Annotated in this window: 29 protein-coding genes and 1 pseudogene; 11 read left to right on the top strand and 19 right to left on the bottom strand. The window is 40.2% G+C overall.

Annotated features, from left to right (window positions below; genetic code table 11):
• Positions 1-19 precede the first annotated feature (19 nt).
• The 11 genes from FM019_RS16600 to FM019_RS16550 all read right to left on the bottom strand — a co-directional run bounded on the left by FM019_RS16600 (position 20) and on the right by FM019_RS16550 (position 6,140).
• Positions 20-361: a hypothetical protein gene (locus FM019_RS16600; protein ID WP_143837087.1), complete on the bottom strand. Its 342-nt coding sequence runs from the start codon at positions 359-361 to the stop codon at positions 20-22.
• Between the two features lie 116 nt (positions 362-477).
• Positions 478-1,332, bottom strand: a complete 855-nt coding sequence (locus tag FM019_RS16595) for a hypothetical protein (protein ID WP_143837086.1) — start codon at positions 1,330-1,332, stop codon at positions 478-480.
• A 482-nt stretch (positions 1,333-1,814) separates the two neighbouring features.
• Positions 1,815-2,288, bottom strand: coding sequence for a hypothetical protein (locus tag FM019_RS16590; protein WP_143837085.1), 474 nt, complete (start codon positions 2,286-2,288; stop codon positions 1,815-1,817).
• Positions 2,289-2,311: 23 nt separating this feature from the next.
• Entirely contained in the window at positions 2,312-2,716 is a 405-nt protein-coding gene (locus FM019_RS16585; RefSeq protein WP_143837084.1) for a hypothetical protein, read from the bottom strand.
• An 18-nt stretch (positions 2,717-2,734) separates the two neighbouring features.
• Entirely contained in the window at positions 2,735-3,004 is a 270-nt protein-coding gene (locus FM019_RS16580; RefSeq protein ID WP_143837083.1) for a hypothetical protein, read from the bottom strand.
• Positions 3,005-3,031: 27 nt separating this feature from the next.
• On the bottom strand, positions 3,032-3,520 hold the full coding sequence (locus FM019_RS16575; RefSeq protein WP_143837082.1) for a hypothetical protein: 489 nt from the start codon (positions 3,518-3,520) through the stop codon (positions 3,032-3,034).
• Between the two features lie 197 nt (positions 3,521-3,717).
• Positions 3,718-3,948 (bottom strand): hypothetical protein, encoded by a 231-nt coding sequence (locus tag FM019_RS16570; RefSeq protein ID WP_143837081.1) that lies wholly within the window; start codon positions 3,946-3,948, stop codon positions 3,718-3,720.
• Between the two features lie 11 nt (positions 3,949-3,959).
• A complete protein-coding gene (locus FM019_RS16565) occupies positions 3,960-4,298 on the bottom strand; it encodes a type II toxin-antitoxin system PemK/MazF family toxin (protein WP_143837080.1) in 339 nt (112 codons plus the stop codon).
• Positions 4,298-4,555 (bottom strand): AbrB/MazE/SpoVT family DNA-binding domain-containing protein, encoded by a 258-nt coding sequence (locus FM019_RS16560; protein WP_143837079.1) that lies wholly within the window; start codon positions 4,553-4,555, stop codon positions 4,298-4,300. Before FM019_RS16560 ends, FM019_RS16565 begins: the two co-directional genes overlap by 1 nt.
• 72 nt (positions 4,556-4,627) lie before the next feature.
• Positions 4,628-5,416 carry a tyrosine-type recombinase/integrase gene (locus FM019_RS16555; RefSeq protein WP_143837078.1) on the bottom strand — a complete coding sequence of 263 codons (789 nt, stop codon included), beginning with the start codon at positions 5,414-5,416 and terminating at the stop codon, positions 4,628-4,630.
• A 427-nt stretch (positions 5,417-5,843) separates the two neighbouring features.
• Positions 5,844-6,140, bottom strand: a complete 297-nt coding sequence (locus FM019_RS16550; RefSeq protein ID WP_143837077.1) for a hypothetical protein — start codon at positions 6,138-6,140, stop codon at positions 5,844-5,846.
• A gap of 456 nt (positions 6,141-6,596) precedes the next feature.
• On the opposite strand from FM019_RS16550, the gene FM019_RS16545 reads away from it, so the two are divergent.
• The 4 genes from FM019_RS16545 to FM019_RS16530 all read left to right on the top strand — a co-directional run bounded on the left by FM019_RS16545 (position 6,597) and on the right by FM019_RS16530 (position 11,164).
• Positions 6,597-7,271, top strand: a complete 675-nt coding sequence (locus FM019_RS16545) for a recombinase family protein (protein WP_143837076.1) — start codon at positions 6,597-6,599, stop codon at positions 7,269-7,271.
• 216 nt (positions 7,272-7,487) lie between these two features.
• Positions 7,488-8,876 (top strand): toll/interleukin-1 receptor domain-containing protein, encoded by a 1,389-nt coding sequence (locus FM019_RS16540; RefSeq protein ID WP_143837075.1) that lies wholly within the window; start codon positions 7,488-7,490, stop codon positions 8,874-8,876.
• Complete coding sequence (locus tag FM019_RS16535) at positions 8,866-10,386, top strand: hypothetical protein (protein WP_221934390.1); 1,521 nt, start codon at positions 8,866-8,868, stop codon at positions 10,384-10,386. Before FM019_RS16540 ends, FM019_RS16535 begins: the two co-directional genes overlap by 11 nt.
• A gap of 16 nt (positions 10,387-10,402) precedes the next feature.
• Positions 10,403-11,164 carry a cyclodeaminase/cyclohydrolase family protein gene (locus tag FM019_RS16530; protein WP_143837074.1) on the top strand — a complete coding sequence of 254 codons (762 nt, stop codon included), beginning with the start codon at positions 10,403-10,405 and terminating at the stop codon, positions 11,162-11,164.
• A 173-nt stretch (positions 11,165-11,337) separates the two neighbouring features.
• Here FM019_RS16530 and FM019_RS16525 read toward each other — a convergent pair whose 3' ends face one another.
• The 4 genes from FM019_RS16525 to FM019_RS16510 all read right to left on the bottom strand — a co-directional run bounded on the left by FM019_RS16525 (position 11,338) and on the right by FM019_RS16510 (position 14,408).
• Positions 11,338-11,640 (bottom strand): hypothetical protein, encoded by a 303-nt coding sequence (locus FM019_RS16525; protein ID WP_143837073.1) that lies wholly within the window; start codon positions 11,638-11,640, stop codon positions 11,338-11,340.
• A gap of 73 nt (positions 11,641-11,713) precedes the next feature.
• Positions 11,714-11,974 (bottom strand): transposase, encoded by a 261-nt coding sequence (locus FM019_RS16520; RefSeq protein ID WP_143837072.1) that lies wholly within the window; start codon positions 11,972-11,974, stop codon positions 11,714-11,716.
• 145 nt (positions 11,975-12,119) lie between these two features.
• Positions 12,120-13,757 (bottom strand): hypothetical protein, encoded by a 1,638-nt coding sequence (locus FM019_RS16515; RefSeq protein WP_143837071.1) that lies wholly within the window; start codon positions 13,755-13,757, stop codon positions 12,120-12,122.
• A 3-nt stretch (positions 13,758-13,760) separates the two neighbouring features.
• Complete coding sequence (locus FM019_RS16510) at positions 13,761-14,408, bottom strand: hypothetical protein (RefSeq protein WP_143837070.1); 648 nt, start codon at positions 14,406-14,408, stop codon at positions 13,761-13,763.
• 248 nt (positions 14,409-14,656) lie between these two features.
• On the opposite strand from FM019_RS16510, the gene FM019_RS16505 reads away from it, so the two are divergent.
• Entirely contained in the window at positions 14,657-15,034 is a 378-nt protein-coding gene (locus tag FM019_RS16505; RefSeq protein ID WP_143837069.1) for a transcriptional regulator, read from the top strand.
• Positions 15,035-15,046: 12 nt separating this feature from the next.
• On the opposite strand, the gene FM019_RS16500 is transcribed toward FM019_RS16505, so the two are convergent.
• The gene (locus tag FM019_RS16500) at positions 15,047-15,688 is read right to left on the bottom strand and encodes a hypothetical protein (protein WP_143837068.1); all 642 of its coding nucleotides are present in this window, start codon (positions 15,686-15,688) and stop codon (positions 15,047-15,049) included.
• Positions 15,689-16,358: 670 nt separating this feature from the next.
• On the opposite strand from FM019_RS16500, the gene FM019_RS16495 reads away from it, so the two are divergent.
• Positions 16,359-16,649, top strand: coding sequence for a hypothetical protein (locus FM019_RS16495; protein ID WP_143837067.1), 291 nt, complete (start codon positions 16,359-16,361; stop codon positions 16,647-16,649).
• Complete coding sequence (locus FM019_RS16490) at positions 16,649-17,815, top strand: tyrosine-type recombinase/integrase (protein WP_143837066.1); 1,167 nt, start codon at positions 16,649-16,651, stop codon at positions 17,813-17,815. Before FM019_RS16495 ends, FM019_RS16490 begins: the two co-directional genes overlap by 1 nt.
• Before the next feature lie 192 nt (positions 17,816-18,007).
• On the opposite strand, the gene FM019_RS16485 is transcribed toward FM019_RS16490, so the two are convergent.
• A complete protein-coding gene (locus FM019_RS16485) occupies positions 18,008-18,880 on the bottom strand; it encodes a hypothetical protein (protein ID WP_143837065.1) in 873 nt (290 codons plus the stop codon).
• 153 nt (positions 18,881-19,033) lie between these two features.
• Positions 19,034-19,645 (bottom strand): annotated as a pseudogene (locus FM019_RS16480) (tyrosine-type recombinase/integrase).
• A gap of 214 nt (positions 19,646-19,859) precedes the next feature.
• Here FM019_RS16480 and FM019_RS16475 point away from each other — a divergent pair.
• The 4 genes from FM019_RS16475 (at position 19,860) to FM019_RS16460 (ending at position 22,078) form a co-directional block, all read left to right on the top strand.
• Positions 19,860-20,405 (top strand): hypothetical protein, encoded by a 546-nt coding sequence (locus tag FM019_RS16475; protein ID WP_143837064.1) that lies wholly within the window; start codon positions 19,860-19,862, stop codon positions 20,403-20,405.
• Between the two features lie 103 nt (positions 20,406-20,508).
• Complete coding sequence (locus tag FM019_RS16470; RefSeq protein ID WP_143837063.1) at positions 20,509-20,727, top strand: hypothetical protein; 219 nt, start codon at positions 20,509-20,511, stop codon at positions 20,725-20,727.
• A 58-nt stretch (positions 20,728-20,785) separates the two neighbouring features.
• Positions 20,786-20,992 (top strand): hypothetical protein, encoded by a 207-nt coding sequence (locus FM019_RS16465; RefSeq protein ID WP_143837062.1) that lies wholly within the window; start codon positions 20,786-20,788, stop codon positions 20,990-20,992.
• Between the two features lie 222 nt (positions 20,993-21,214).
• Positions 21,215-22,078 carry a hypothetical protein gene (locus FM019_RS16460; RefSeq protein ID WP_143837061.1) on the top strand — a complete coding sequence of 288 codons (864 nt, stop codon included), beginning with the start codon at positions 21,215-21,217 and terminating at the stop codon, positions 22,076-22,078.
• A gap of 239 nt (positions 22,079-22,317) precedes the next feature.
• Here the strand turns inward: FM019_RS16460 and FM019_RS16455 are convergent, their stop codons facing one another.
• Complete coding sequence (locus tag FM019_RS16455; RefSeq protein ID WP_143837060.1) at positions 22,318-23,073, bottom strand: hypothetical protein; 756 nt, start codon at positions 23,071-23,073, stop codon at positions 22,318-22,320.
• Positions 23,074-23,343 lie beyond the last annotated feature (270 nt).

Here is a 23,343-nt window from a genome sequence, read left to right as displayed (position 1 = left end):
TCCAGAATTCCATCTTTTATTACTTACCTACAGGTAAACAATTTTGTAAAGCCCATGTTGCGGCTGCAGCAGGGTCTTCGTATTCTTCTGATTGCCCCCTGGTAGACACTTTAATCTCCCCAGGGAAAACTTCTTCGGAGTATTTTATGTCTGTCTCGCAACCTTCTTTAATAAGAAAACGGGCTGCAGTTTCTAGCATAGCCTTATCTACGTCAAAGCCATATTGAAAAGTTACTCTTGAGCCTTCTGGTGTTTTTGGTTGTGGATCAGGCCTAACATTCTTTTCGGCATACGTAGGCATAGTCGCCACAGACACTGCTACTGTTGCACATAAGATAAAACTATTGAAATAGTTTTTCACAACTAAAATCCTCAAATTTCATATACTCAAACTATCAGTTGTGCGTTAAGATGTATAATTGATTTTAGGTACAACTGTATTGCAAATAAGTTGTTCATCTCATCTATTCCCAACTTTTATGGTACCTCTGTCATGATCGCAGCCAAATGTGCTGAAAATCTCGACTCAGGCATCATTAATGTGTTCAAACTGACAATATCTGCTGTTAAATCGATCATACCGCTACCACTTAATAGAAATTTGCGTAGTGCAGTTGTGTTTACTTCATCATTAAGAGTCGTAATTTTTGCAGATAAATTTGGTGCTGCTAGAAACAATACGTCACTGAATTTAGATTCATATTGAACAAGCGCTTCGATTAATTCAGCACGAACAAGGTTATGAGCGTCACAAGAAGCAGAGTCTAATTGTTTATTACCAAAAAACACCTTTACACCATCTACAATGCTAGTCGAATTAAATGTTAGCACACAAGAGGTCGAATTAAGCTCCGCAGTTTTTTGGTGAACAAGTCGAGCGGCGTCAATATAGTTCAGTGTCTTCTCACGTATAGTGATTTTATTTATCTCATTTCTATCCGTTTCTAATTGCTTTGCGAAATTAGTAATTAAAGCTAGTTGTTGCGCTGTTATCTGCTTAATATTGCTAGTATTGGATGTTAGGAATTGTTTCAATATTGATAACTGCTGTTCTACTTGCAAAGACTTTTTTCGTTGAAAATCTAGCTGGTCAGATAAAAGCTGCTGCTCAGACAGACTCGCTATACGGGACTCAGCAAGTTCTTGCTTATCTAGTTCGTATTTTTTATCAAATTGCTCAATGCGTAAGGTTAAATCATTGTTCTGTAAATTCTTATTTGCTTCGATTGTATTTTCTGTATTGATTTTATTTCCTATAAAGCTAATTATCGCTGCCAGAATACCGCTCAACAAAATTGTAGGCCAGTTAACCTCCTTCCATTTGAATGACATCTTTACTCTTTATATTCAGTTCTGGAAGAACTCTGGAAAACCACTCAAGACGCTTGTAAGAGCGATTTTCCAGAATTCTTCAATATCGTTACTATTAACCCAGCATTTGACTAAAAATGCTGGAATCCCCAGACTCGCTATTTAAGCGTTGGCCATGTAAAACAAGGGCTTTAATCATTTTTCCAGACAACCAAAATCTACAGTTTAGTTTTCCATAATCGGATCTAAAGAGTATGCCTATGTTTCCTATTTGTACTTTTTGGGTAGTTGGACAAATTTATATCCGTTTACTGAGGGCCAAATAAACGAAATCGTATCGCCTTTATCAGGCTCAATTTCAAGCCCTATGTTCAAAACCAATTTAAAAACCCGTAAGTTTAATTTTTTAGTTGATTTTAGCCTAACCATGTAAATAGCCTCTAGCCTTTAAACCACTAGGCTCTCATTTTGAGTCCACAGGGGCTTACATCTTCATTCCTTTGTCACTTTTTTATCGATGGTAAGTGAATAATTTTTCTCACACCATTTTCTATAATACGTTCTTCAATGTGAAACTCGCGTTTTACTATGTTGCAACAGATTTCAGCTAGCCTCATTAAAAAGTTAACGTTCAAAGTTTTAGGCTCTTTTGCTTCAAATATGTATCGCCATTCAACAAATGCATGGTCTACGTTATCCAAAGAAGAATCGTAGTCATCCCATTCTTCTCTCATTTCTGTCTCAATTTCCTCTGAAAATTTTGGCGGAAGTTGATTCAATAATTTTTTCAATCGGTGGCCACTAGCACTGGAACCGTGTTGATAATTCAATGCCTTCATTGCCAACTCTGCACTAAATGACACAAGCATCAATTGCGAAGAACCAAAGGTATACCCATTATCTATCGAACAGTGAAAAGCGGCTCTATAGTGTTCAATTGCTTTAAAAGCTGCCATTTCGATTCGCCGGGCTTCCATTTGTTCATTCCCTTGTTTGCAGATTATTGATTTAGTTGACAATAAATAGCATTTGAAACCAAAATCCGGTTAGGTGAAAGCTCGCCAGAGCATAAAAATCGTTGTTGTTCTACGTATTGATTGTGCCATTCAGACTTTTTCTGACACAAAATTTTGCTTCCTATCTCATTGAATTGAGATGCTGTCACATCAATAGCTATTCTTTCAATCTCCAACCAAGCGTGAGATTGACTATTCCTTTCTCCAGCCACATATTCAATATTTTCATATCCTCTTGCAATAAGGAAAGACGCCAATATCTGACTCATGGCTCCACAAGTACCAAGTGGGAACTCTTGATATTCTAACGGCATTTTTTGCCAATTTACCTTATCGCATGCATTTCTAAAATCTGAAACAAACTCTTGAATATCTGTGAGGTTGATCACTTTTCTGTTTCCTATACGTTAGATTTGCTCTTCTTCAGAAGAAAAATATACTTTGTTAAATTTAAGCATTGCCAAGATCGGAGCAATTAAAACGGGCAGCGCCAGAGATTGAACAGAAAACATCATTTGTTCTATAAATTCTGAATAATTATGAACTTCAAAAAGGCCTAATGCATCTGCGAAGAAGTAAAGCAAAATGAGGCAAACTAGCCAACCTGCAAGCAGATTGAAAGCAAGTGTTTTAATGGCTTCCAATGTAGACTGTATGAGCAGTTTATTCTTATCCATGCCTTTTTCCGATTGCGATACATTGCTTTAGAATTTTTGGTTTTCCCAATTTGCGGCAGTTGCTGCATCAATTAGTTGCTCTTTAAGCCTGCTCAAGGGAAATAGACCTAGGCTTTTACCTTGCCATTGTATGGAAGCCCCTGTTCCTTCGTTATCGTGTTTGACAATAAATAGCATAAAATTTTCTAAACCCGTGGATTTTATATCTTCCGAAATTTTGTTTTCGAGTATTTCTGTACTTGGCGTTAGCTTGTGTGTGCCAAGGTAAACCGTTAAAGAAATGGCATCTTTGTTACATTCTGACCATTGGATTGATAGGTCTGTCGCTTCTGACACATTTTTTGTACCAGTTAAGACAATTGAGTGAGGTCGCATGTTTTCGAATTGCTCGCATTCATTGTTTGTATTCGCATGCGAATTAAAGGACATGGTTGTTAATAACGCTAATGCACTCAAACCAATTAATTGACTATTTTCAAACTTGTTAACACTAATCTCTTTTAATGTATTGAGCATCGGAGCTCCACGTTTCCTACTGCTGTAATTCTTGGGCGAGAAGCTCTTTATCAGATTGCCTCTTAGCCGTTTTGGTACCTTTTCTATCATTTGAAGATTTAGGAACCGTATGTTCTTTTGGCGCATGGAAATAATGATTTCTACCATGCGTATCGTTTGTAAATGGCCTTATTATCTGTTTCCTACATTTTCTAAACTTAGTATTCAGCGCTTGCTCGGTGGTATAGTGAACGGATAATTTTGTTCCAACCAATCTTTTTATTTACCCATGGTACCGAGTTAATAAGCACAAAAACAATCACCCCTAAAAACACCCCAGTAACCAGAGTAATTAGTATTCCGTATGGCTGTGTCACAACATAAGAACTAGATGTTGCAGTAATCACACAGCACAAATACAACAATGCCGCCTTTATCGAGTCTTTCATATTGTTTCCTATCAGCTAACCAGCGCACGTACACGCGCTAAAGCCTCGTTAACTAAATGATGAGGGGCTGATTCAATATATCTTACCCCCCTCGTTTCATAATCAATTGTCTTAACCTGCTGACAAAGCACCACACCTTGTGTTGCTGTTTTGTCATCAAGGGCCACTTCAAAGCCATGGCCTCTTACCGTTGAGGTTATAGGTGCAACCAGGGCGAGCTGTACTTGATTGTTAAATGGCTCAGGCGAAAGCACCAATGCCGGTCTTTCATATGCCTGCTCATTCCCAGCAGAAGGGTTAAAATTTGTGAACACAATATCGCCACGCTTCGGAATATACTTTTTCACCATCAGACTTCTTCTTTCCCTGCAGGACCATCATTCAACCAAGTTTGGTCTTCTGAACTCAATTCCATTGTTTCTGGTTTGCATTGTGCCAATAGTTCACCAAGTGAATATTCAGGCTTATTCATCTTCTCGATGACCAATCGGCCTTCAACGACGTTTGCTTGCATAATCTGGCCAGCATCAACACCCAACTCTTTAAGCAAAGGAGCCGGGATAACTGCCCCCTTTGAATTGCCTATTTTTCTAATTACGAGTTCCATAATAAAATCACTCTTGTGGTAACAATGTTATAACTATAGCACGCCAACTCAATGTTGCAACATTGTTATAACTTATTTTTTAGGCCTACCGCGTTTCTTGGGTTTAGGCATCATTCGCCTAGCCACTTCTCTAATATGATTAAAATCAATATCTGTGTAATCTCGCTGCGCTTCTTCGGTACGATGATGTAGCAAAGTTTGAATAATACGATTTGTATCTTGAGAACCTTTCTTTTCAAGTAGCTTCTGAGCAAAGCGTGCAAAGCTGTGTCTCCCAGCGTGACTACTAGAATTTGAGTATCCGTAATCCTTATAGAGCTTAGTAAGCAGGTTCTGAACAGCCGTAGCAACCATGTATTCCTTACCTTTTGATACTTTGCGAGTGAGCGAAAACGGTTGCCACAATCCACGCCAGTTACTTAAAAACACATGCGACTCTGGATCTAAACCTCTGTAATCCGTAGAGCCTGATTTATCTTTGCCAATGCGATGTTTTACTCTGGCATCAACCCACTTATCTAAATACGCTCTGTACTCCCGCACGTTGGGTATATGGGCAATGGCAGGATAGTTACCCTTTGTTCCCTCTTTTCTCAGTCGAGTGACGAACATTAGTGAACCATCAGGATACAAAGCCTCCTTAACTTTCCACTGGCTCACTTCAACAGCACGAAAACAACTAAAATAGGTAGTAAGCAACATGCACTGGTTGCGCAATCCAATAAGTGGCTCTACTCGCTCATTATCAACTCTCTCAACCATGTCTAAAAATTCATCTGGTGTAAGCGTTTCAGGCTGCTTTACAGTGCGCAATGATGGAGGATTCCACCGCCATTTAAAGTCTATTTTTTCGTCTGTCATTTTAATATAGGAAACTTGGTTTCCTATATATTAGTACAAAAATAAACCAACAGTATGTAGGGTGCTAAATATACAGGGTGATAGGAAACGTTTGGGTGCAGAAATAATGCATAAGAATTTAGATCTCCCTTATTCCGTTAGGTTTGATATGCTAACGTAATTGCGAATTTACGTTAACTATATTTGGAGGGCTCTAGCCGACTATTGATGTTGGTACGACTTCAAAGTTCAATGACTTGTTTTGCTTCTCCTAGTTTAATAGTTTGCATTTAGTAACTAAAAAACGTGACGAAAAGCTATGGATTCGCTTTTTTTATCTATACGTATATTGCGGCTGATAACATTCTTGGAATTGTTACAAAATTAAGTAATAAGACCCCAAAATAATATTCCAAGAGACTACCAGCCGATTTTTCCTACTAATTACCTATGGCCAAATAGGGTCTCTCAACCATTCCAGTATGATGCCTAATTGCCGCGCATCTAAACATCTAGCGGCTTCAACTAGACAAAAGTCGTATTCGTTTTCGTGAATCCACACCAACGCGACAAATCTAACCAGTATTTTTTCGGTACGTGGGGCACATAATAAATACCTTGATAATGAGTAATGCAATATTTCTTTTTTGTCAAAATCGAAAAAACGTAGTAGCTCTGGCATTTTGCATTCCAGCCACAACGCGAACCTCGCCTGACTGTCCGAAAGTGAATCGTTCAACTCCATAATGTAGTTTCCTATTCTGTTTGTTAATTTATTAGTCTTTAGTGTGAAAGAACAATCGAATATTCGTTTTGAAACCGATGGCTCGCAATACAAAAAGCAAAACAGCTTGACGCATCACACTATCTAACGAAATCGGCGATCCGCCAATCACGTCTAAGCTGGTCACGATAGGCTAACAAGTGTTGTACTTAAATTAATTTGCAAATAAATGGATATATAGTCCACTGCTCCATTATTTTCCTGGTGTAGTTTTTTTGCAGTGTTTTGATACAAAATATGAGAAGCCTAATTTAGCTGCCCTAATACGTCTCAACCCAAAACGATTTTCAACTAATCTCACTGCGACAAATCTCAATTTCATTCAGTCGCTAAAAAGTTCACATTCTTGACCGGTTAACCAAAGACCAGATAATTCTGCTAAACCACCATATAGCAGTATTTTTTAGGCAAGTATCAATGAACTACATCGCTTACTTTCGGGTTAGTACAAAAAGACAATCTGAATCCGGGTTAGGTTTGGAAGCACAGAGAGAAGCAGTGAATCGATACATCAAATCGAGAGACACTGGTTTCATAGTTAAGGATTTCACCGAAATAGAATCAGGTAAAAGCAACAATCGCCCTATCCTTCTCTCAGCTCTAAATCACTGTAAGCTAACAAACTCCATACTCATTATTGCCAAACTAGACAGGTTGTCGCGGTGTGTGCACTTTCTTTCAGGCTTAATGCGCTCAAATGTCAATTTCGTTTGCTGTGACTACCCTGATGCGAATAAGTTAACGATTCATATCCTGGCTGCAGTGGCTGAAGATGAACGAAACAAAATATCAGAAAGAACCAAAGCTGCACTGCAAGCAGCCAAGGCCAGGGGGATCAAACTAGGAAACCCCTCTCTTGGAGAAGTTCGAAATTCAGACACTTCCAGGGCAAGGGAGAGAATCAAACAACAAACAAACGAATTTCATCAATCGCTAAAGCCGATAATTGAATCCATTATGAGTGAAGGAATCCGTGACACAAAAACCATAACCGAAAAACTTAACCAGCTTGGTATTAAAAGTAGGCGAGGCAAAAAACTTAACTGCTCTTCTGTGCGATTCATTATCAGAGCAGTTTTTCCTAATGGTTGACTTGAGATCGAAATCCAACTTCAGTGATGAGAGTCGCAGTGGGACCAGAAAACTAAACATGTCTCATATTTGCAACAAAGACTGTACCTGGTCAACTCTCTTGTGTAAGGTAAATAATCTGGGCAATTAAATTGTAGCTGCTTTCAAACCCTAACGGACATAGTACCAGCCACTTGTTGTTTTATTTGATGAACGTGCTTTGGAGAAGGAATTGTAATGGTCGAGAAGGACAGGAATCAAAAGAATTTAGTCTTTGTCAGCCACGCGACCCCCGAGGATAACCATTTTACATTATGGCTATCAACCCGCCTCAAACTTATCGGATATGAGGTTTGGTCCGATGTTACCAAATTATTTGGTGGAGAAAAGTGGTGGGAAGATATTGATGAAGCGATTCTAGATTCCACTTTTAAGTTTATTATTGTCATTACGAAAACATCCTTAACCAAACCTGGTGTTCAACGTGAAGTTGAGCTAGCTCTCAATGCTGAATCGCAGAATAAGCTCCCAAACTTTATCATTCCTATAATTATTGACGACACTGAATTCGGCGGTCTTCCTTATGGATTTTCAGATAGAAACATTATCTCTTTCTCAAAAGGTTGGGGGTATGGGATAGAGCGCTTAGTTGAACGTCTTGAGCGAGATGAAACACCAAAATTCAACAAAGAGATTAATCTCGGCGCCGTGCTCGCTGCTACTCGAAAACCATCTACATCAGTAAAATTAGAAGATGACTTTGCGACAAGTAATAGCTTGGAGATTTCCTACATACCTGAAGAGCTTAACTTTTTTCGATTACCCGGAGATAGAAAGCTATGGCAAAAGCAGTTATCAACGTGTCCTTATGCCTGGTTTGAATGGGGTGGCATGCTTGGCACGTTCGCAAGTCGCAAAGATCTAATTTCTTTTTTACCAAGTCACGTCATACCCAGTGAGTCGCCAAAATTGAAATTGCACTCAGTACTTAATAATGAAGTTCGAAATCATAAGGATTTTTTAAGAGGAGAAGTAATAAAGAAAGTGAATAATCTATTAGTTGAAACTTGGAATAATTCCATGTTTGAAAATGGATTACACAAGTACGAGTTATCGAACGGTCGCGTTTCTTGGTTTTTCCCTATAAGTGATAAACATGAAGGCTTACTTCAATTTCCAGACCAGCATGGACAAGTCAGGCGCAAAAAAGTAAATGGTTTCAGCGCAAAAAACAAACTGTTCTGGCATTTTGCTATTGAAGCAAAGGTTCAATATGGAATTTCACCGTTCATAAATCTTATACCACATGTGGTATTCACTGAAGATGGTCGAAATGCAATCCAAGACAGCAATAAAATGCACAGATTACGCCGAGGCTTTTGCAAGAGTTGGTGGAATCCTCGATGGAGAGATTTGCTATTGCTATATACACATTTGTTGTCAAGGGGAAGTTCTGAAATAGAACTTGATGTTGGTGAGGGCAAGTTGATAACAGTCGTTGGTAGGCCAACTGCAGTTAAGATGGATTATAGACTTGTAGCCAATGTTGAGCCCCTAGCAGCCCCTGATGAAGTAGATGATGTCAAAGTTGATTTGACCGAAGAAGAGGCCGGATATGATGAGTAATAAGGACATACAACTTTTAAATGAACCAGAATTGTTGTTTGGTTACCAACAACAAACAGCGTTTGCCAAGGATGGATTATTGTGGTTTGGCCCTTTAAACGACGAAAACGGGCCAACCGCAATAAGAGTAGGCTTTGTTGGAACAAAAAGCGGTTTGCAGTTATACAAAAAATGGGTAAACCAAATCAATTTGCCCATTGCAGCGACATCTGAGGTTGCTCATCACATTCCTTTTCCAGGTTTTGAAGCCTTATTTAGTGCGAAATGGCCGGACACACCAGTAACCTCAATTCTCATTTCAGACCAAGAGATTGTTCAAGCTATTCGTATCAAAGACCGACACCAAGCGATCTACAATACCGTTTCAATTTTTGAAAATGAGATTCGCCGTCATATCAATGAAGAAGATGAAGGGGTAGACCTTTGGTTTGTAGTTATTCCTGAAGAAGTCTATAAATATGGTCGCCCCCAATCTCGAGTTCCAGGTTCGATAGCAGAAACATCGCCACAGCTCATGAATGCCAAGTTAGCAAAAAAACTATCTGCTCAACCCTCATTGTTTGACGAAGATAATGAAACTGCTGAACTGTACCGCTACGAATTGAATTTTCACAATCAACTTAAGGCTAGATTGTTGGATGCTAAAGCAGTTATACAGGTCGTTCGCGAAACTACCCTTATGCCAGAAGAATTCATAGAAAACGGAAGGCAAACAAGACAACTTCAAGATAAGGCGTCAGTAGCTTGGAACCTATGTACTACTGCATTTTTCAAAGCGTCTGGTCGTCCTTGGAAACTAGCAAATGTAAGACCTGGCGTGTGCTACGTGGGTCTAGTGTTTAAGAAAGATGAAACACAAATAGATAGTCAAAATGCCTGCTGCGGTGCCCAAATGTTCCTCGACTCTGGCGACGGTGTTGTGTTTAGGGGGGCTGTAGGGCCTTGGTATTCTTCAGAAACGAAACAGTTTCATTTGCCTTTCGTGAAAGCAAAAATTATTGCTGAGCAAATTGTTGCTGCCTATAAAAGAGATCATGGGTTTCCACCGACTGAGTTATTTATCCATGGCAAAACAAGAATAAATAAAGATGAGTGGGAAGGGTTCAAAGCTGGAGTGCCTGAAAACACAAAAGTCATTGCCATAAGAATAAGGCACGAAAAACAATTTAAGTTATATAGCCCGACAGACCATCCCTTGTTGAGAGGTGCTTATTGCATAGATAGTTATAAAAAAGCCTATTTATATACTAAAGGATTTGTACCTAGACTTGGCACATACCAAGGGCGTGAAGTCCCTAATCCATTAATGATAGAGATATCGTTCGGTGAAGCAGATATGGAACAGGTTTTAAAAGATATTCTTGGATTAACAAAGGTGAACTTCAATCGCTGTGATTTTGCTGATGGTGAACCTGTTACACTGCGCTTTGCTGACCAGGTTGGAGAAATACTAACGGCAACTCCAATGGCGCACGATCTGCCGCCTTTGCCTTTCAAACACTATATTTAAATGGTATTACAATATTATGGATAGTAATTTAGTAACTACAAGTAGGTTATTAGATAGATCAGTCAATAACCTGTTAAACGACTTTGGGGCAGGAAATTCAGCACCAGGCTCGGGCAGCGCCGCAGCATTAATGGGAATACTTGCAGGCAAACTAATAACAACAGTTTGCAGTCTCAGTATAAAAAAATCGGAACAGGAAAAACTCGGAATTGACAATGGTTCTATTAAATCAAATCAACTTAAATATATTCAATTTGAAAATCAGTTTCGATTTATAATTGAAGATATTCAAAACAACATAGAACCTCAACTGAAATTATTGTTTGAAGAAGACTCTAGGGAATTTGAAAAAGTTGTCAAACTTAGAAAACAGCGCATACAGGCAGAGAATGAAAGTAACAAGGAGTTGCAATCTAAATACAACAAAGAGTCGCTCGATAAACTACAACAAGTTACCGATTTTGTGTTTCAAATATCCGAACAGTGTTTCAAATTGATTGACCATGGAAATTTTATTTTTGACAAGGCATATACTGCCGTGAGAGGTGATTCAGGGGCAGCGATTAGCGCAGCAATTGCTGGAGTTACTTCATCGATATTTATAATCAATTTGAACCTCGTATCTCTTAGCAGGAGAAATTGGTCAAAAGAGAAAAAGAAAGCATGTGACGATATATACGAGAAGCTACAAATAAAACAATTAGAGGCTTTTTCCAGAGTAGGAGCGTTAAGCTCGGAGGTTGTTGAAACTATGCAAATCAAAATGGATGATATTTAACGAAACATTGTGAACTTTTTACTTATTCGCTAGTATTTTTAAGATAGTGGAAGTTATTTTCTAGGATAGACAATCAAAGGGTCGCAACACTTGTTCAACCTCTTTCATATTTAGTCCTCTCTTGGCCGAAAGATGCCCTTAAAGGCATCTCATTTAAGAATAAACTCCGTTAGTTAAATATCGTCAAAACCACTACCCATGACACTGCCTGAGCAACCAGAACTATTAAACATACTGCTATTGCAACCAAAGTTATTTCCAAAGGCATCCTGGCCAGAAACGCCTCCTACCATTGGAGAGCCGGTTGCATGGTTGATGATGAAGTTGTCGTCATCATCGAAGCAGCTTGCCGGACTGGAAGAGCTTGAGTAACTTGCCCCTCCGCCTTCACTTCCAGCTATCATTCCGAGTAACCCGAAGAATATTAGCGCCACAAAACCCAACAAATAACTTAACCAAATACCGATATCTTCCATTGCTATCACCTTATCTCATTTTTTTTAAAATTGATTTGGAGAGTAGTTTTGAATGGGTGGGATATGTGTCAAATCAAAACGTGCTCTCCCTCTCTCCAATATTGAGCATATCTGCAAGTAAAAATAATGAGTCAGCTTCTATATCAGCGTTGACGGTTAGGCAAAGATCCCAGTAAGTGAACTCCTTTTCGCCTAACTTATCCCTCCACGCTCTTAGAGTACTGTGATGTATTCCAGTGACTTTAGCCAACTCGTTTATATCTGCTACTCCAGATAATACCAATAGAGCCGAACATAACTTTTCAGCATCAGAGTGTTTGGGTTTCTTTTTCATTGTCACCTCTCTTGTGGTTTTCGATGAGATAAGCTTAATGTGCAGAGGAGTTTTTGGTGTGCTAAAACAACGTTAAATTGTGGGGACTTTCAAAGATAAAAAAAGGCCACCTCTCGATGACCTTAAACGCAGTAGGGGGACGTTTTTATGGTTGAACAGTTGCTACAAACGCTTCTTTTGTGCCAGTTGCAACAACCATCACACCGTTGGGTGTGGTTTTTGCGTCAAGGCTTACTAGCGAGCCAAATAGACTGCTGTAATTCACATTGGCGATACGTCCGCTTTCGAGTGCTTCACCACTTTCAGAGAAGGTTTGATACAAAACCTCACCAGCCACACCACCATCACTTACGATAAGTGTCTCGCCACGCTCGTTCATAACAATTTTGGTATTATCATAAGTGCCATTTAGTCCGACAACCGTATCCGTAATCGTTGACTGAGTTTCCAGGTCAAATAGCCAAAACGTTTTATTTTCAAATATCCCGCGATAGCCTTGCTCAAAAGCATAAACAGCGACCAGCTTGCCATTGGTGGCTACTTGAGGGGACAAAGCATACTCACCTGCTTCACCGACTTCGACATAGCCGTCCTCCTCTTTTTTGAAAATACCCATCCGTTTATCGGTTCCCACTTTATTGTTTGTCGTTAACAGATAGTCTGCGCTGATAAACACTTTGGGTGCATGGCCTGCAGGTAGTGTGAGAGATGTTTTTACCTCACCATCCATTTCCTGCACCGATATGGACTGTGCATCGTCATCTGAGCTGACCGCATACAGCAAACTACTCTCACCCAATACAAACGTATCCAAAACACCAGAAAACCCTTCTTCGATAATGACTTGATGCTGCGTTTGTGAGGGGTTAAGTGTTAAATCAAAGGATAACTTCACCAGGCCTGGCACAGAATCAAGGTGTCCGGGCATGCCTTGGTCATATTCCATGATAAAACTTATCGCGTTTTGGCTAAACGCAATCTCATGCAAATTATAGATATCGTAATCAAAGGCGCTGGTTAAGTTTCTGATATCGGACCAATTTCCTTGTGCGTCTCGTGCAATCCCATACACTTCGTTTGAACGTATCCAGGCAAATACGGCTTCACCGCTAGCTGAGAGTGTAAAAACGGGGCGCTGCTTGCGCGTCAAAAAAGGTTGAGCATCGGTTTGTGCGACCACGTATTCTGTTACTTCAGAGAAGCTCGATATGTTTTCATCCGAGAAGGTGCCAACTTTAAAACGCGTAATCGAACCGTTGTCACGGGCAGCAAGCACTGCAACACCTTCTCCCGATGATGTTACGCCGGCAAAGGGCAATACATCGGTGTAACCCACATCGATGCTTTGGGTTTCCCAGTTAAGTGTTGACCAAGAAGCTTGTTCAGCTGGACGCAGGGTAATCGACAAAGTAGCTGATACAGATTGGTTGGCCGTATCGGTGACCGTCACCCTGACCTCAGCGGCTTCATTTTCTGATACTTCTCCTGCAAGCAATGTTGCGCTGTCGTCATCGCTTTGGGAAATGGTTATTTTACCTGAAAGTACTTCCCACACTACTGAGCTTATCCCGTTATCGTCAGTGACAGAAATGCCCACTTCATGTTGTTGATTAGCCTGAAGCTCAAGGGAAGTTGCCTCCATGGTCACAACCGGTGATGTATCAGTCGGTGTGGGTTGTGTAACAGTTGGATTCGTTGCCGTTTGGGACTCTTCGTCACCGCCCCCGCCGCAGGCGCTAAGACTAAGTGTGAATAAAACAACGACTAAAAATTGCTTGCTCATGCCCTACCCCTTCACCGCAATTGATTGATTGGCAAGATTTAAAAATCGGATAAGTTTTTCGGTGTAGGTTTTTTCCAGTAGTTGTGCATTGAGCTCCCGCATTTTATCAAAACTGCCAAAACCAAATTTTGAGCGTTGATGGTCAAAGGCATCCTCCACCACATAGGATTGGGTCGCAACTGGGTTGCCATCAGAGGTTTGCAGCGTAAATGTCACTTTGTAGTTAGCCACAATCTTATAATCACTGCTGCCATTTAAGCCCAGGGTCAACAATGACTTGGCCATGGATGAGGCTAATTGGTGGTCATAAAACACTGCGCCGAGCTCATTGGGGTGTTCAAATTTAACATCCAGGGTGTACTGAGCAGATTGCGTTTGACGAGTGACGCTTACCTTGCCCTTATTCAACACTTTTTGTGTGAATCCAGATAAGGATTTAAACTGCGTCTTGGCGTAGCCGTCCTCAGGGAGGACGTCACGGTTGATGGCCTCATGGGCATAATTGACCGTCAATGACTTTCCGGACAAGGCATAAAATTGCATATTTAGCGTAGTTTGTTCGATTTTGGCGCTGGTTGCGCAGCCACCAAGCAAAAGTAAGGTTGTGGTAAAGGTTAATATAGAGAGGGGTTTGGTTAGAGATAACTTCATGAATGACTCCTGTTTTTAATTCATATTCTCCTCAATGGCCCAGCTGTCAAACGTGGGCGATGTATCCTCACCATCTTGTTCAAAAAGGGCAAATCCCAAACTTTCCTAAACCTTACCGTTAACTTGTTTTTACCTTGTCTTTGTATCTCTTAAGTAAAATCAACTACTTAGCGTTGGTTGGATAGGTTTGACCTACTCTCTTTCCGTGGATAATAGAGTGCGGTTAAGTTTTTAGGTGAGTCAAAAACGTGCTACGGGTCGGCAGTTACAATTTGGATGAAGGCTTGGCGCAGCTTGTCGATGGTGAAGGCAATCGCCAAAACCTCACCCCTATTTTGTTCAAGCTGCTGACTTATCTTATTCACAACAATCAGCGCTTGGTGTCTAAAAACGAATTGATGCTGCGTGTTTGGGGCCACAGTGTCAGTAATTCAGCTATCGATAAAAGTATCACTCAACTTCGCCAACACTTTGGGGATAACGCTCAACGCTCAGATTATGTAGAGAATCGTCGGGGGTTGGGTTACCGCATTGTTGCGCCCATTACAGAGCTCAACACATCTCCCATCGAACCAACCTTCAGTATCAATCATCACGCTCTCAACACAACACCAGAAAAACGCTAAATACCTTACCCGCTAACTTTTTCCAGTCTGAGAGAAGTCTAGTATTTGCGCAGAGTAGTTTTCACCTTCATCTACTCGCAATTCCCAATATGACGGCGTGTTCACATTGTTTATTCCTTGCTTAACCAGAAGCCTCCAATTTGGCGGAACATGCTTCGGGGGAAACTGAGCTTCGGATTGCAATGCTTTGGGATAAGTTTTAATAGCGCGATATACCGATGCTCCGCCTCGTAAATCATATCTTGTCCCATCGACCAATAAAGCTATCCAAATTTTACGGTGCGCTCGCTTGATGGCATCTATTGATACGACTCTAAACACCATTGGCTCCAATTCTGTGTTTCGAAAATTCAACACATAGTGTGGGATGAACCAGTCGATTTTGGCCACATGGACTTCTCGGTGAAGCATGCCAAAATGAAGGCGTTTGATATCGTTAACTGAAGCTGGGCACCCTAAATCAAACCGATGTTTCGCCTCGATAAGATGACTGGTGAGTTGCAGCACAATGCGTTCAAATGATGTTTTTACAATCCCCTCTGGAATGAAAAAATCCCCTTGGCTAAGTCGCTCAAAACTTAACTCATAATACCGCAATAATTCACTACGCATATTCAAAACAAACTGATTCGTTATGCCATTATAAAGCTTCATCTTAATCACTCGAAAATGTGGCCAGGATAATCACTCTCTCATCGCGGGGAAGCACGTCAAATTAGATGGGGAAAGTTTCAAGAGAAGTTTGGATCCCAATAGAAAGGTTATTCACCTGCATATTATTCCTTGCAGGACGACAGTCATTCTGCAATTAGCGGAAAAAATACTTTTTGTATGTCAATTGGTCTGTCTTGCAGGTTTCGATGCATTATTTTTAACATACGACCGGATTAAATACCTGATCCGAAAACATCACCGGTTAAGTTTCCACTGCAATATTGCTGAAACGCAAACACAAAATCAAATAAAAACCAGTAAATACAAAAACTTAAAAGCACTTATCACAAATCTAATATTGAAAGGATCTGAGCTTGTTGCAGCGAGTGATAATTTACTGTCTACAGAGCCGACTAATAGACTCCTCTGCATCAAACAAAGATTCTATGAGGAGAAAATTAAATGAGTCAACTAAATAAACTTATTTCCACATCACAGTTACTGGCAAGTAAAACTAGCAAAGCAAAATGTTGCATCCAACCGTTATTTGCTAGCAAAGATTTAGTTCGCCTTTGTATCAAAATGGGCTTAGTCAATGCAAATTTAAAATCGGTACCACAGAAATGTCATTTAGAGTCGGCACCAGTAAATCATTCTAAGGAGCATCTAAATGCACAATTCGTATAAACAGAACACAACAACCAAGCTTGACGCTGGAACCTCGTCACTCACATTAAACAGAAAGAAGGCTTATACGCCGGCAGAGTATGCTGCAGAAATATGGAATGGCGGAATTACTTGCAAAACAGTTAGGAATTGGATTCGGCGGAATACAATGCCGGCAAACACCACCGTCGAAATAACCCCAACAGGCCAGTACTTAATTTTTGTAGACACTCAGAAAAGCGGAGTAGTAAAGAATCTTTTTGAAATGATGAAGGCAGCAGGAGCGAATAAGTAATGGCACCACGACGCAAAAAAATCGAAAATAACGACCTCCCTGTCGGTCTAACTACAAAGTTGGTTAGAGGATCAAAAAGATTTAAATACCGCTACATCAGTGGAAAAGAATTTTACTTTCCTCCAAAAACAAAAAGAATCGAAGCGATTGAAGCGGCCAAATTGTTCAACGCGGAACATAGAAATCGAACTATTAATTTGTTGGAAAATGCAGATAAATATAATCGTCCGCTTGCTTACTGGATTCCAATCGTTAAAGTGAGAGTACAGCAAGAGGAAAACCTAAAAGAAAATGCATGGTCGACTTTCTCAAACGACTGTGAGCGACTGTTAAGCTTTGGAGGTTCAGCATACAGCAAATCGCTGGACCTGGAGTTTGTTACCGAATACATGGTGAAGCATACGTCTGGAAAAAGTGTCAACGTATACAATCGCAAGCTTCGGTTTTTGAGGAAAATTTTTTCTTACTTGTTGGATGAAGGTGCCATTAAACACAATTATGCGTGGGATAAGAGAACCAAAAAAAACACGTCCAAGAAGATAAGACAGCGACTTCAATTAGAAGCCTTACTTAAAATGCACTCAGCGGCAGAATTGTGGTTGAAAACAGCAATTGAGTTGGGGTTAGAAACTGCTCAAGCTACGCTGGAGGTCAGCAGAATGAAGTACAGCGATTGCACTTGGTTTGATACTCCGAAAATTGAGAACGGCCTAACAATCTATGGCTTTATAAGAGTTCGCCGACAAAAAACAGAACACTTGGAAGCATCTAATGTTGAAATTCCAATTACCGCCGCTCTTCGAAGTACAATTTTCAATAGTGGAAAAGATGGAATTGAGGGTCCTTACATTGTGCATCGTATTGGCAGATACAAAGCTCAGATAGGAGAAAACTGTGATCACCATACCCAAGTCGCTAGCACATATCTGAGCAGTGCTTTTTCGAAATTAAGGGATGAACTAGGGTTGTATTCAGTATTACCTAAAAAAGCTCGACCAACTTTTCATGAGGTTAGAGCTTTGGCTGCGAGAATGTTCAAAGATGGTGGTATAGATCCACAAGAGAGACTCGCGCATTCAGATGCGAAGTCAACCAAGATATATACTGAAAACCATGTCGAATGGACGAGGGTTATTGCTGCTGAACTAGATGTTTTTGACGTATAATCTTTTAAGAGGGGAAACTTATAAACTCAGGTGGGGCTACAACTTTAAGCTCCTGTCTGCCTCAATTGGACAAAGAGCGATCGCTTATCGCTCTCTTTTAATGGGCCGTTATAGACAAGGAACGGACTCTCAACGCCCAGATGCCGGGCCAATATAGCTAGCTGCGCTTGCATCGGCTTTTTATGCCTGCCGCTATAGCGAATCATAGTAATCCATCATTTTTAGTGCTGGACTATATATTCCAGAAGTAAGCTCGAAAAAATACTTCCTGAATTTCTTTGCGCGTTCTTTCTGAGCATACCGATTCGCATTTTCTAATGTTGGCAACCACTGATGATAAACCTTAATAATTTCGTACTGGCCGACATATTCCTCTGCAATATGGCTATCAATAGAATTGGCGACAGATTCAACAAGTTTGAGAAAATCAATTATTTTTGAATCTGATATGTTCGCAAGCTTTTTTACTTCCCACCCTTGAGCAAACCTCATTGATTTAATATCTCTACCAAATGAATGGCCAGCATCGTTACGGAGTATTCTAAGCTTTTCTAGTTCTGAAATAAGATTCTCAAAAGGGCATGAACCAAAGAATCCCTTATAGGCCGACACTCTTGCCTGCCAATCTCCCCTAGTTAGAGACTCCGAGTGCTGATACAAATCATAATTGGCGTTATGCTTTAGAAAGACGGCCCCATCAACTTTAGGCCCCCCTCCCAAGACTAGAGATGGGGTTGATTCGAATGCTGCCACTGATACCTGCGCAATATATGTTTCTAAGTATCCGGCCAAACCAACGATCGATGCCAATCTAGACCATCTATCAAAATCTGAGTACCAGTCTGCCCATTCCCCCAAAGATCTACTATTTCTAATCTCATCGGTCGTCGGATTGAAAAGTAGTGTTATTGAATCGTCCCTTTTGTAAGGTTTTGTGAGTGAGAATACATGTCTATTCGCAATCCTTTGACTCCAATAAATATCATTAAAGTGCGTGTGATGTCTTTTAAATAACCTGTGCGCTAAAGATCGATATTCAAATAATTTATATCTTTCGAAGCTCATAACGTCCTTTTTCTACAGTTGGGCATAATAGCTAATAAATTAAGCTCCATAGTAACAGCCATGTCCACAGAAAAACCATATTCTGTGTTTTCGGAGGAAGGGTTAAATGTCTGCTTCACGTACAAAAGGGCTGCACAAGCAGCCCAGATAAGCCTAAACTTCAATAGATTCTGATATTTCCAAAGCATCGTCCACCTCGATGCCTAAATAGCGGACTGTGCTCTCTAACTTCTTATGACCAAGCAACAGTTGCACTACTCGCAGATTTTTAGTCTTCTTATAAATCAGATAAGCCTTGGTTCTGCGCATTGAGTGAGTGCTATAGATTGACGTGTCGAGTTTGAGCTTTTCAATCCATCCTTGAAAAATGCGATGGTATTGTCTGGTAGATATGTGTTCAGAATTATTGATCCGTGATTTAAAAAGATAGTCAGATTCCTTGAGTCCGGTTTTCTTAACCCATGCCAGAATCGATTCTCCAGTATTCGGTGTTATCTCAAATTGAACAGGACTGCCCGTTTTCTACTGAACAATGTGCGTTCTTCTCAGGGCTGAACGCCCGCAAACGACATCTGATACTTTGAGTTTAACTAGGTCACAACCTCTTAGCTTACTATCGAGATCAAGATTGAACGGTGCTAGGTCCCTCGTTCGTCCTTCAAGCTCTAAGCGGATTCGAATTCCCCATATATGTGAAATTTGTAGAGGTTTTTTCTGACCGATTATTCTATCTTTGTTCCAAGGTGTCTTAATTTGAATTGCCATAAGTAGTCTCCTATTTAGCAGAGACCTAATTATGGTAGTCAAGTTAACTGGCCACGACTAGCTTGCAGAGTCGGCGACAGGCAAAGAACTAACGTACAAGTTTTTGTATGCTCTAAGTCATAGTCGTACCGTTGTATGAGTCAATTTTATACAAATACGTAAAAACGGGTTTAGTGCATAACAAGCAAACTAATATATCTAGCAAAGGAAGTATATGAGTGATTGGGATTTTCTCCACAGTATGCATGATGAGGGCTATAGCCCAGAGCAAATAGCTGAGGCAGCGGCCTGTGGGTATAACCCTTGGGAGCATGACAATTGGGATAGTATCGAGGAGTTTGTTGATGATGACGAGGACTGGGATTGTGATGAAGAACCCAAAAACCCCACAACTCTAGAACTTTGGGAGTTGCTCGATGACCTGATTAGAACTGCTCAAAATTACTTAGAATTAACCGGACGGCATCTGCCAATCTACGGTGAACTTGGGGAGCTTTACGGTGAAGCTAAATATGGAATAAAGAGGCATAAACCATTTACACAAGGTTCAGATGGCAAATTGGGAAAAGATTTCGTCGAAATAAAAACAATTTCTCCACATAAGTCTGACAACACAGTGTTAGTTAAGCGAGCTGGAAATTTTAATAGGCTCCTTATCGTAAAAATCAGCGTAGATTTTAAGTTCAAATCAAAAATGATTGATAGAAAGAGTTTGAGAAAAGGCTCTGGCAAACATTTTAAAGCGAAATGGAGTGAATGATGTTTAGAGCTGCTGATATACGCAAGTAGACAAAAAGCAGAAACAAGTTGATTCTTTTGTTGAGCAGGGTTTCGGCGAAAATCGTGTCGTCAAAGAGGGTGGCGTGGATACCCGAAACCTCACAAGCAAGCTTGCTGACACAGTTGGTTTAGGAGATGGCGTACGCTCGCCTGAAGGTCAACTCAGCCAATTCAAATCCCTTGATAAGCAAAACCAGTTAAGTGATAAAGAGATAGACGGTCTACCTGGTTTTGTCGGCCAAAATGGTGGCTCCAGTTTATCTCGATACAACAGCGGCTCGAGGCGCCGAGCTCGCCGGTAGGGATCTATTTGATCAATGTGTTATAATTTGAACAATATTCTATTTTAAGGAGGTCAAAATGCCATTATCGATGGCAATCTGGGTAATTGTACTTATCGTTTTGTTTTTGACTGTTGTACTTAAACGGAAAGATATTTTTTCAAAAATCGATCACTCTAAAAACGATGCGCAATATCCGGAAGTGGCAGCTCATAGAAGAGATGATTCTTTTGTCGCGTCAAGCTCTGAAGAATATAGTTCTTGGATCGATAGAAGAGGTTACTAGAATCGAACCCTCTTTTATTTCAAAATTAGGCGGAGCCGCATGCCCCGCATTTTCTAACTTACTGAACACCCATTTCTCCAGTTTAAAATTTTGATGCATTGGCCGCCCAGGGCGACCTTGATATTAAATATATTCAGCGATTCCCCAACCTTATTTTCAACACATAGAAATTATCGGATTCGCTTGTTATTATTGCGCACTTAATTAAAAAGGAACTTTAATATGAAATTAACAGCCACAACCCACTTACTCACTAAAGTGAATATTCTTATTGCGGCATTATTGGTGTTCTCAAGCTTGGTTTTTTCGGGTGTGGCAACAGCAGGCATTATCAAAAGCGATCCGATACTTGATTTGCAGGGACTGGAATGGTTGAGCTTTGATGTCACCTATTCGGTGAACTATGATGAAATCGATGATGCGCTGGCTAATGGCCAATTTGGGAAAGACTGGCGCTTTGCGCAAGCTTCGGAAGTGGCGGTGTTGACCGATTCATGGAATCGCTTCCGAGGGATGACCGACAATTGGCCTTACTCAAACGTGGGTACGCAAGAGCATGCTACCTATGCTTATTTTTATCAGTTGTTTGGATTTGATCCTTTTGCAAACAACCTTGTCGATGAATATGAGTATCAAGGCAATTATTTTCGCCATACAATCTCCTACAATCATCTAATTTATTCAGGCATTACCAACGATTCAAGTGAGTGCGTTGATGGCTTAGGCGGTGTTGGCAACTGGTATTTCATGTGTGCAATATTTAATTTTTCTGAAGCTTACCAACGAAATGATGAGCCAGAAGGAAAATCATCATCTACTTCGGTATTTACCAACGCTGGTGTTATCGACGCTTATAGCTATAGCTATACTGCGTTTTCTGTCGAAGATTTTATGCTTTCAGACTCGCCTGATAACATTTTGGGGGGTACTTACAATTCACTTTACGCCAATGGCTTACCTGCTTATCACTATTTGATAGTTAGAGAAGCTAGCGTCTCGCTTAATACACCACCAAGCTTGGCATTAATGGGCTTCTTAATGGCAATAATGTGGGTGCGTAATGGAAAACAATCACATCCAAGATGAGATAGTCTGTAGTGTGCCACTGCAGAAACGCTTTTCTGACTAATAACTGTAGGAGAGTAATAAAGTCTCGAACTACTTATCAAAATATCATACTGAGTAATACTGTTTCATACTGGCGAAAGGTAGAATTAGGCAAAGAGCGGGCATTCAACGCCTTACTAATGGGCGCATAAATGCTTTGCTAAAATTAGCGACGAAGGAGCACAAGCCAAGCGTGTCGCGTTCTTTTGAGTAACTTGTTACGAGGAGAATTTTTCCTTTGCCTCATTTTCGTATTTAATACAGTTTTTGCCCCAATTTGTTTCTCGCCAAAAGTAATCATGAAGCTCATCTAAATTTTTAGGGCAATTAGTAATGACCTTATACCTTTTATCAGCTGGAATCCTAAATGGCACATCAGCATCAAATACTTCACCATAAGCCATGTTTTGCATGCAAACTTGGAAATCGCCGAAATACATTATTGAGTCGTTAGTCAACTCAATGATGTTTTCTAAAACTTTAAAACGATCTCTTTCAGATTGTAGAGATAACAAATCATGGTGGATGGATAGTAAAGCGAACCGAAATACTCGGAACAATTTGAGATTCACTATTTCGTGCGATTCTGTTTTGGTGACAACAGCCAATAGTGGGTTACTGAAGTTTTTCATTAACTCTAAATATTCAACGTGATCAACTTGAGCTTTCATTTCCAAGTTAGAATATTTCTTACCAAAACAATAAGAATTAACCTGTCTAATAGATGCCGTTGATTGATCTAAGAGAACATTAATATCTTTGAATAGCTCTACTCTTGTATTTCTTTTAGCTTCTTCTTTTTGAGCATCTAGAGTGTTCTGGTGTTGTTTAGATAATTGCTTAAATGCAATAAAGACAGAAGCTACTACTGCAAGTGCAGCTAGCAACGGACCAGCAAAATCTTTTACTACATCGTAGCAAGATACATTACTAATAAAGTAACAACTTTTTTCAACTATTGTTGATGATGTCACTGGACTTCCATCTCCTCATAACAGCCTGATAATTAGACTTCATAGTAACACCCGTTTCCCCTGAAAAACCATATTCTGTGTTTTCTGAGGAAAGAATAAGAAATGTCCGCTTTACGTACAAAGCAGCGGTTCGATCTACAAAATGTTCTAGTCGAAAATAAGCACATTTCCGATCATTCAATTCAGGGAAATTCCGAGAACATCCAGCGATCAAGTCACATCTTTCAGGTTGAATATCATGAAAGTTACTACAAGGATCGAAGAGACTAA

It is taken from the genome of Aliiglaciecola sp. M165 (genome assembly GCF_007197995.1).
GTDB lineage: Bacteria > Pseudomonadota > Gammaproteobacteria > Enterobacterales > Alteromonadaceae > Aliiglaciecola.
This window is presented reverse-complemented; position numbering and strand designations above follow the sequence as displayed.

Bases quoted from the DNA above. Each gene is read 5' to 3' on its own strand.
- FM019_RS16595 (WP_143837086.1), bottom strand. From the start codon at position 1,332: ATGTCATTCAAATGGAAGGAGGTTAACTGGCCTACAATTTTGTTGAGC.
- FM019_RS16590 (WP_143837085.1), bottom strand. From the start codon at position 2,288: ATGGAAGCCCGGCGAATCGAAATGGCAGCTTTTAAAGCAATTGAACAC.
- FM019_RS16580 (WP_143837083.1), bottom strand. From the start codon at position 3,004: ATGGATAAGAATAAACTGCTCATACAGTCTACATTGGAAGCCATTAAA.
- FM019_RS16575 (WP_143837082.1), bottom strand. From the start codon at position 3,520: ATGCTCAATACATTAAAAGAGATTAGTGTTAACAAGTTTGAAAATAGT.
- FM019_RS16570 (WP_143837081.1), bottom strand. From the start codon at position 3,948: ATGAAAGACTCGATAAAGGCGGCATTGTTGTATTTGTGCTGTGTGATT.
- FM019_RS16565 (WP_143837080.1), bottom strand. From the start codon at position 4,298: ATGGTGAAAAAGTATATTCCGAAGCGTGGCGATATTGTGTTCACAAAT.
- FM019_RS16560 (WP_143837079.1), bottom strand. From the start codon at position 4,555: ATGGAACTCGTAATTAGAAAAATAGGCAATTCAAAGGGGGCAGTTATC.
- FM019_RS16555 (WP_143837078.1), bottom strand. From the start codon at position 5,416: ATGACAGACGAAAAAATAGACTTTAAATGGCGGTGGAATCCTCCATCA.
- FM019_RS16550 (WP_143837077.1), bottom strand. From the start codon at position 6,140: ATGGAGTTGAACGATTCACTTTCGGACAGTCAGGCGAGGTTCGCGTTG.
- FM019_RS16545 (WP_143837076.1), top strand. From the start codon at position 6,597: ATGAACTACATCGCTTACTTTCGGGTTAGTACAAAAAGACAATCTGAA.
- FM019_RS16540 (WP_143837075.1), top strand. From the start codon at position 7,488: ATGGTCGAGAAGGACAGGAATCAAAAGAATTTAGTCTTTGTCAGCCAC.
- FM019_RS16535 (WP_221934390.1), top strand. From the start codon at position 8,866: ATGATGAGTAATAAGGACATACAACTTTTAAATGAACCAGAATTGTTG.
- FM019_RS16530 (WP_143837074.1), top strand. From the start codon at position 10,403: ATGGATAGTAATTTAGTAACTACAAGTAGGTTATTAGATAGATCAGTC.
- FM019_RS16525 (WP_143837073.1), bottom strand. From the start codon at position 11,640: ATGGAAGATATCGGTATTTGGTTAAGTTATTTGTTGGGTTTTGTGGCG.
- FM019_RS16520 (WP_143837072.1), bottom strand. From the start codon at position 11,974: ATGAAAAAGAAACCCAAACACTCTGATGCTGAAAAGTTATGTTCGGCT.
- FM019_RS16515 (WP_143837071.1), bottom strand. From the start codon at position 13,757: ATGAGCAAGCAATTTTTAGTCGTTGTTTTATTCACACTTAGTCTTAGC.
- FM019_RS16510 (WP_143837070.1), bottom strand. From the start codon at position 14,408: ATGAAGTTATCTCTAACCAAACCCCTCTCTATATTAACCTTTACCACA.
- FM019_RS16500 (WP_143837068.1), bottom strand. From the start codon at position 15,688: ATGAAGCTTTATAATGGCATAACGAATCAGTTTGTTTTGAATATGCGT.
- FM019_RS16495 (WP_143837067.1), top strand. From the start codon at position 16,359: ATGCACAATTCGTATAAACAGAACACAACAACCAAGCTTGACGCTGGA.
- FM019_RS16490 (WP_143837066.1), top strand. From the start codon at position 16,649: ATGGCACCACGACGCAAAAAAATCGAAAATAACGACCTCCCTGTCGGT.
- FM019_RS16485 (WP_143837065.1), bottom strand. From the start codon at position 18,880: ATGAGCTTCGAAAGATATAAATTATTTGAATATCGATCTTTAGCGCAC.
- FM019_RS16475 (WP_143837064.1), top strand. From the start codon at position 19,860: ATGAGTGATTGGGATTTTCTCCACAGTATGCATGATGAGGGCTATAGC.
- FM019_RS16465 (WP_143837062.1), top strand. From the start codon at position 20,786: ATGCCATTATCGATGGCAATCTGGGTAATTGTACTTATCGTTTTGTTT.
- FM019_RS16460 (WP_143837061.1), top strand. From the start codon at position 21,215: ATGAAATTAACAGCCACAACCCACTTACTCACTAAAGTGAATATTCTT.